The following is a 7,818-nucleotide window of genomic DNA, read 5'->3' as shown; positions in this document are numbered from 1 at the left end:
CAAGACTCTTCTTCAGGGCAGACTGGTCAACGTCGTGCTGGTATTGACCGACACCGATTGCTTTGGGATCGACCTTGACAAGCTCGGCAAGCGGGTCCATGAGGCGCCTGCCGATGGATATGGCCCCCCGGACCGTGATGTCCTGGTCCGGAAATTCCTCCCGGGCGATCTCGGATGCTGAATAGACAGAAGCTCCGCTCTCATTTACACTCATCACGGTAATATGCTTCAACTGGTCGATACCGTCCAGGAATGCCTCCGTTTCTCTCCCCCCTGTTCCGTTTCCGACCGCAATCGCTTCGATGTTGCAATCATGGCAGAGGGCGACAAGCGTGTCTGCCGCCTGAATGGCCTCTCCACGAGACCTATGAGGATAAATGGTCGCCCCACGAAGGAGCGTGCCTTGCCTGTCGAGGCAGACCACCTTGCAGCCTGTCCGAAAACCGGGATCGATGGCAAGAACGGCTTTTTGCCCCAGCGGAGGAACCAGGAGAAGCTGACGGAGGTTATCCGCAAAAACCGCGATTGCCTCTTCGTCGGCCCGCGCTTTGGCGACCATCCGTATTTCCGTCTCCATGGAGGGAAAAAGAAGGCGACGATAGGAGTCTTCAGTCGCCTGCTTTACCTGCAGGGATGCGGGGGTTGTTCCTTTGACGAACAAGGGAACCAGAAGGTGGATGGCATCTCTTTCGGGCACAACGACGTGAAGGGCAAGGACGCCCTCTTTCTCACCCCTTCGCACCGCAAGGACACGATGAGAAGGGGTGGTAAGCACAGGCTCTTCCCAGTCGTAGTAATCCATATACTTGACGCCTTCACTTTCCCTGCCGGCCACTACCTGTGACTTAAAGCGCGCCTTCTGAAGAAAAAGAGACCTCATTGCCGCCCTTGCCCCTGCATCTTCATTGATCCATTCGGCAATGATGTCTCTTGCGCCTGCAAGGGCTTCTTCGGCAGCATGGATTTCTTGTTCCGGATTGATGAATTGCTCTGCCTCTCTTAAAGGATCACGGGTTACGGGGTCACTAGCATCCTGACTGAAAAGACGCTGTGCAAGGGGCTCAAGTCCCCTTTCTCTCGCAATAGAAGCCCGGGTCCTTCGCTTGGGCCGGTAGGGCAGATATAGATCCTCCAGAGCCGCCATGGTTTCCGCGCGATCGATGCTATCCCTCAACTCCTCGCTCAGAAGGTCTCGCTCTTGCAAGGATCTAAGTACCGCAGCCCTCCTATCGTCCAACTGGTCAAGCTCTTCCAGGCGATCACGAATTGCACCAAGAGCAACTTCGTCCAAAGATCCTGTTGCCTCTTTGCGGTAGCGCGCAATAAAGGGGATTGTGGCGCCTTCTGCGAGCAGCCGGGCAGCAGCCTGTACTTGGCCATATGCGAGTCGGAGCTCCAGAGATATCTTTTTAATGGGTGAGGTCTTCACATATCCTCTCAAATCTCAATTTGGCTATCATTGTAATATACTTGCGGCGGGATTGAAAGGACGGGCAGATCGGTATCTGACGTACAGACGGGACACCTGCAGAGACGCTCATTGGGCACCTCCTCATGAGATTGGTGTGGATACCCTCATCATAGCATGCGCTATGCGAAGGCGGTGCCCTCTAGATGATTATCAGGTCTTATTTTTTGCACCGTTTCAAACCTCGTTGTCTAATAATAAGACGCAAAGAAAAAGACCTGACCCCAACGTCCCTTTTAGGGGGAATCCCTGAGTATCAATAACACTCATGCCCGCCTCACCCCGCACAATTTGTGGCGCGATAGGCTGAACGACTCTATTCTTCCTAGCCTACATCCAGCACATGGCGAATAGCCCGGGCTAATTCCTCTTTGGCGAGAGGCTTCATGAGGTATTCCTTGATGCCCGCTTCCTTTGCTATCTCCGGTGAGACCGCCTCGCTGTGGCCGGTACAGAGGATGATGGGGATATTCGGTTTCATCTTTAGAAGCTCTTCGGAGAGTTTGACCCCGGTCATCCCCGACATGGTATAGTCAGTAATTGCGAGATCGAAGCGTGTTGGGTCGGACGCGAAGATCTTGAGGGCTTCTCCGCTGTCAGTGAAGGCTGCCACTGTGTAGCCCAGCCGCTCAAGAACGGCCCGACCCCACTCCGCAAGCATAGGTTCATCATCGATGAACAGGATTCTCTCGTGGCCTTCAGAAGCCCGACCGGTGCGGACCTGCTCTTTTTCAACTTCGGTCCTTGCCCTGGGGAGAAATACCCGAAAGGTGGAGCCGACTCCTTGCTCACTCTCCACGGTGACGGTACCTTGTAAATCTCTTACGATCCCATATACCACCGCAAGGCCCATGCCGCTACCTTTCCCCGGCTCCCGTGTGGTAAAAAAAGGCTCGAAAACCCGTCTCATTATGTCGGGGCTCATGCCAATGCCTGTATCCTTTACGACGAGTTGTATATACTCGCCCGGGACCGCATCCGGTATGGGTGAGTCCGGGGTGAAGCCGATATCGGCGAGACCGATCTCCAATGTTCCTCCCTTCTCCTGCATGGCAAGGGAGGCATTAGTGGCGAGGTTCATGAGGACCTGCTGTACCTCCACGGGGGCCGCAAGAATTGTGTCGGAGCTTGCGGTGTTAAGGAGGCTGATTTCTATAGTGGTGGGAATGGACGCCCTTAAGAGCTGGACAGTCTCCAGAATGACCGGCGTTAGGGACATGGGACTCCTCGGATGATTGGTTTTCCGACTGAAGGCAAGGATCTGCCTCACCAGGTCTTTCGCCCTTATTGCCGATTTGAGGACATTTTTAAGGTTTTTCTCCACGAGAGGACGGTCGGAAACATCATCGACCGCCATCTCGGTGAAGCCCACGATTGCGGCGAGAATGTTGTTGAAGTCATGGTGTTGTAGCTCGAAAGGATGGCTTTAATGGTCATCAAAATGTCCGGGTGGTCATCGACGACAAGTATAGTGAAAGACTTCTCGGTCATTTTCTGCACCCCCCTGCAGTCAATGGATTTTCCATACCGGCATCTCATGTTTTTGGTGGTGCGAAAGCGCCTTGCATATCCAAGTCGAAATCGCAGTCAACCTTTTCGCTTTGTACCATTTGCCGTGCAATTAAACCATTTATTTTGCCTGTTTGCCTGACCAGTGTCAATAGGATTTATTCAATCCGGGCAACTTTGGGGACGCCTTTACTTTTTCACTTTGGTTTCTATCTCCATATATATGCGCTATTTTCACCCCAGGAGGTCTCTTATATCCCACACTCTTGCAACTACGGGGGACGATGGGGACATCCATAACGAAATAGCCAAGCAGGCCGTTCAAAAAAGTACTATACAGTTAGCATGTCCCCATAGTCCCCCTTTTGGCTCTTCTGCGGTAGCCCTCAAGGAATTGTGCTTGGAATGAAACAGCTTTCCATGCTTGATGTAAGATTTAGTTTATGCGAGAATCATTTATGATGTCGGTTATAATAAATAAACAGGCATGAAGATAACCTAATTTTAAAAAAGAGATTTACTCGTCCTAATGTAATGTAGGAGGTTGGAATCATGAAAATGTTTGTCATTGTCTACGTCGACTACCTGGATGAAAGCGTTACAAATGAATTTAAGCAAGCCGGTTATACGTCGTATATGAAATTCCACGGCCTGACCGGTGAAGATGAGAAATATGAAGCAATGATTGGCTCCCCGGGTTCACATGGCAAGATTAAGTCACTTTTTATACATGCAACCGATGAAAAGATTCCTCACCTTCTTGATATTGTGAAGAAACTAAAAGAAAGATACCCTACTTGTGGTTTTCGGGCGTTCACTTTCCCACTGGAAGAATATGCTTTATAGAGGAATTAGGGGCACTAAGGACACCCTTGACATATTGACATTTACATTCCCATTACCCCATGATATGACCCCTCCGAACGTTCTTTACGGCTAGTTGACGCGAGCCGCGTCGAAACTTTCTGCCCTTCCCATCCTCCCGCGTTGCGCTGAAGGTCCGCAATGTATAGGTTAGAGAAAGCTCTGCAATAGATATCAAACAGTGTCTCAAGAACCCATGGAGGTGGCGGATGGGTACCCTTTCCAGTATTTTTGATCCCAGGAGCGTGGCATTGATAGGCGCATCCGATGTCGAAGGGTCGGTGGGCCGAGTAACCCTCGAAAACCTGCTCGGTTCAAAGCATATAAAGGCCTATCCCGTGAATCCCCATAAGGAAATGCTCCTTGGGCGCGAATGTTATTCGGATGTGGGCAGCGTTCCCGGGCACACGGACCTTGCGGTGATTGCCACACCCGCGCGAGGGGTTCCCGGCATCGTGGAAGAATGTGGAAAGGCCGGTGTAGGCGGCGTCGTGATAATCTCCGGCGGCTTCAAGGAAACGGGCGCCGAGGGCATCGCCCTGGAGCGTCAGATATCCGATATAAGAAAACGATACGCCATGCGTATCCTGGGGCCGAACTGCCTCGGATTTGTAAGGCCCAATGCGGGGCTCAATACCATGTTTATCGAAACCGCTCCTCCGCCGGGGGACATTGCCTTCATATCCCAGAGCGGCGCCCTGGGAGCGGCCATACTCGACTGGGCAGAGGAGGCCCACGTGGGCTTCAGTATGTTTGCGTCCCTTGGCTCGATGATGAATGTCGGTTTTGGGGATGTCATAGATTTCCTGGGTGAGGACCTGGATACAAGGAGCATCCTTATCTACATGGAAGGGGTCGGAGACGCGCGACAGTTCATGAGCGCTGCACGGGCTTTCGCCCTGCGGAAGCCGATCATTGTCCTCAAACCGGGAAGGTTCGCCGAAAGTGCAAAAGCGGCCCGGTCCCATACGGGCGTCATGGCAGGAGACGATGCGATCTATGAAGCGGCATTCAAGAGGGTCGGCGTAGTGAGGGTAATGGAGATAGCGGCTTTATTTGACGCCGCCGCGGCTCTGAACTCTCAGAGGCTGCCCGGGGGACCCCGGCTTGCCATCGTGACGTCAGCCGGCGGACCGGGCGTCATGGCAACCGATGCCCTTATGGACCGGGGAGGGGAACTGGCCCGGCTTGCCCCGGAAACCGTCGAGGCATTGAACAACGCTCTTCCCGCGTACTGGAGTAAGGGCAATCCTGTCGATCTGCTCGGGGATGCCGACATTGCCAGATACGAGAAGGCAATCGGGGCATGTCTCGCTGACCCGGGAGTGGACGGTGTGCTCGTCATCTACGTCCCCATGAAAACTGCAAAGTCCGAAGACGTTGCCCGGGCCGTAATGGACAGTGCAAAAGAAACCGGGAAGCCGGTCATCGCGGCCTGGATGGGGGGCAGACAGGTGAGAGCCGGAAGGGAGATGTTGGTTCAAAACAATATCCCCGCCTATGACACACCGGAGCAGGCGGTGAAGACGTATGTCAATATGTTCAGATACAAAAGAAACCTGGGGCTGCTCTATGAGACGCCTTCGGAATTGCCGGAGCGGGGAGCCCCCGACAAAGCGCCGCTGAGAGAGATTATCAGGGGCGCCGCCCTGGAGGGAAGGACGCTTCTTAACGAGAGGGAGTCTAAAGACTTCCTTGTTAGTTATGGCATCCCTACAACCCTTCCCCGCATAACCCGGACCGTGGAAGAGGCCCTCCGGCTGGCAAAGGAAATAGGGTACCCCCTGGTGATCAAAATCGTCTCGCCTGATATATCACACAAAAGTGACGTGGGCGGCGTGATCGTAGGGGTTAACTCCGATGACCAGCTCAAAGAAGCCTATGCGGGAATGACTGAAGAAGTGAAAGAGCGCGCCCCTGAGGCGGCTATAAAGGGCATTGCCCTTCAGAAGATGGTGGGGGCTGTCGATTACGAGCTTATCCTCGGGTCAAAAAGGGATAAGGATTTCGGTTCCGTGATCCTCTTCGGGATGGGAGGGACGACCGCGGAGCTTATCCGGGATTTCTCCATAGCCCTGCCTCCCCTTAACCAGACGCTCGCAAAACGGTTGATGGAGGAGACAAAGGCCTATAGGCTGGTTCAGGGCTATCGGGGCAAAACACCCGCGAACCTTGAGGAGATTGAGAGAATCCTCGTCGCTTTCTCCAATCTCATAGTCGATTTCCCCGAAATCACGGAAATCGACATAAACCCCCTTGCCGTATCGCATGGCACACCCTGCGCCCTCGATGCCCGGATCGTCCTTGAAACGCAACCCATCGATTACCCATCCCCCTATCCTCACCTGGTAATCACCCCCTATCCGGCACGTCTTATCACTGACTGGAAGCTTCCCGATGGAACCAGGGTAGTGCTGAGGCCCATAAAGCCTGAAGACGAGCCCCTGGAGCGGGAACTATTTGCGAGCCTGTCCCAGGAAACGCTCCGGAAAAGGCTCTTCTCTTCCTTCGGAGAGATCACCCACGAGCGACTAGTTCTCTTCTGCAACATAGACTACGACAGGCAACTGGCTCTTGTCGCGGAGATCACTGAAAACGGGCGCCGGAAGATAATAGGCGTGGCAAGACTTTTTGCGGACCTCGACAAGAAGTCGGGTGAATTCGCCCTGGTTATCCATGACGGTTTTCAAAGACGTGGGTTGGGCTACAAGTTCATGCAGATCCTGATAGAGAGGGCGAAGAAAAAGGGACTTGACGAGATGGTCGGAGAAGTATTGACAGAGAACGAGAAGATGCTCGGCCTTGCAAGAAAACTGGGGTTCACGCGAAAATGGCTGGAGGGAGGGGTTACGCGTGTCACCCTGCCTTTAAAGTAGCGCAGGGCAGCTTCTTCGCCACGGCGTGGACATTTACACTATTGCCCGATTCGCGGGTCATAAAGATTAAGGAGTAACAAATCAAAATTTCCCAATCATCGAAAGAGAGTTGCTTCTCACGAGTCACTATATCACCATCCAGATGTCACCATTAAGGAAGTTATGTAATTAAACCTTGGATGTCCACATGGCTGACCCAGAGGCGGTTCATCGCCGTCTCAAGGCAGACCGTACCCGTCCCCGACCTTTTCCCGGCAGGCGGGGAGTCCTCTCGTGTAAAGCCTGCCAACGGTTTCATAGAGGAGATAGTCCGTCAACAGGAGTGGAATCCCCAGTCTTTCCGCGAGTTGGATTGTCTCCGAAGGAGGGTGTTTTCCCCGAACTACGACGATGGCCTTTATACCGAGGGTTTGAGCCGTATGGACTATATGGGGATTCGTCAGGCCGGTGAGCAGCAGCATGCCCGATTGGCCATAGAAAAGAATATCAGCCATCGAATCGGCGCAGCCGGCCATCATCACCTCCAAACCCAAACTATCGCGGCCGGCAACGACTTCTGCGTCCAGTAAATCTTCAACGTCTTTCAGTGTCACTTCGCGAACCTCGCGCGGATCGTCTCATGCACCGCATCAGGAGCGGATGAATGGATGGCGCTGCCAATTCCCGATGTCATACGAGACTCTATCGCCTCATACTCCAAAGGTCAAGGCAGAGCCCTTTCAGGTGGGCTTAACCAGGGCCACGAGGGGGCCGCCCTTTACTTTTTCAATTTCGTTCCTCCTCTCCATGTGGTGCGCTCTTCTCCAGGAAGAAGGGCAAAATGTGCTATCCTCAAAACTTTCACTTCTCGTCATCTCACTTCACGGTGGCGGGAGGGCTTTATCCTCGTAGCGCCTTGCGAGCCGCATTGGGTCACCCGCTCAGTGAGGAGAAACGCTCCGAAGGACAGCCACTCATGTTTACTATGATAAAAGTCAACTCTCTTTTTGCACAGGTTCTCGCAACCCGCTTTCTTTTCGCTGTTTGTTAATACATAGGCCCCTTCCTTTCTGTCGTTCCGTGGGCTTCAAAGATCGGGCTCTCTACAATCTACTATCCGTG

5 protein-coding genes and 1 pseudogene are annotated in these 7,818 nt (G+C 53.2%); 2 read left to right on the top strand and 4 right to left on the bottom strand.

Features of this window, described 5'->3' with window-relative positions; all coding sequences use genetic code 11:
* The 3 genes and pseudogenes from VGJ94_11020 to VGJ94_11010 form a co-directional block, all read right to left on the bottom strand.
* A partial coding sequence (locus VGJ94_11020; GenBank protein ID HEY3277142.1) for a Tex-like N-terminal domain-containing protein occupies positions 1-1,429 on the bottom strand: 1,429 nt, incomplete at its 3' end.
* A 364-nt stretch (positions 1,430-1,793) separates the two neighbouring features.
* Complete coding sequence (locus VGJ94_11015; protein HEY3277141.1) at positions 1,794-2,687, bottom strand: response regulator; 894 nt, start codon at positions 2,685-2,687, stop codon at positions 1,794-1,796.
* A gap of 30 nt (positions 2,688-2,717) precedes the next feature.
* Positions 2,718-2,858: pseudogene (locus tag VGJ94_11010) on the bottom strand (hypothetical protein).
* A gap of 671 nt (positions 2,859-3,529) precedes the next feature.
* On the opposite strand from VGJ94_11010, the gene VGJ94_11005 reads away from it, so the two are divergent.
* Together VGJ94_11005 and VGJ94_11000 are read left to right on the top strand one after the other, a co-directional pair.
* Complete coding sequence (locus VGJ94_11005) at positions 3,530-3,823, top strand: hypothetical protein (protein ID HEY3277140.1); 294 nt, start codon at positions 3,530-3,532, stop codon at positions 3,821-3,823.
* Between the two features lie 227 nt (positions 3,824-4,050).
* Positions 4,051-6,717, top strand: a complete 2,667-nt coding sequence (locus tag VGJ94_11000; GenBank protein HEY3277139.1) for a bifunctional acetate--CoA ligase family protein/GNAT family N-acetyltransferase — start codon at positions 4,051-4,053, stop codon at positions 6,715-6,717.
* Between the two features lie 218 nt (positions 6,718-6,935).
* Here VGJ94_11000 and VGJ94_10995 read toward each other — a convergent pair whose 3' ends face one another.
* Entirely contained in the window at positions 6,936-7,310 is a 375-nt protein-coding gene (locus VGJ94_10995) for a DRTGG domain-containing protein (GenBank protein HEY3277138.1), read from the bottom strand.
* Between the last annotated feature and the right edge of the window lie 508 nt (positions 7,311-7,818).

It is taken from the genome of Syntrophorhabdaceae bacterium (assembly GCA_036504895.1).
Classification (GTDB): domain Bacteria; phylum Desulfobacterota; class Syntrophorhabdia; order Syntrophorhabdales; family Syntrophorhabdaceae; genus PNOM01.
This window is presented reverse-complemented; position numbering and strand designations above follow the sequence as displayed.

Excerpts from the sequence above, each read along its gene's own strand:
- VGJ94_11015 (HEY3277141.1), bottom strand. The coding sequence starts at position 2,687 with ATGTCCCTAACGCCGGTCATTCTGGAGACTGTCCAGCTCTTAAGGGCG.
- VGJ94_11005 (HEY3277140.1), top strand. The coding sequence starts at position 3,530 with ATGAAAATGTTTGTCATTGTCTACGTCGACTACCTGGATGAAAGCGTT.
- VGJ94_11000 (HEY3277139.1), top strand. The coding sequence starts at position 4,051 with ATGGGTACCCTTTCCAGTATTTTTGATCCCAGGAGCGTGGCATTGATA.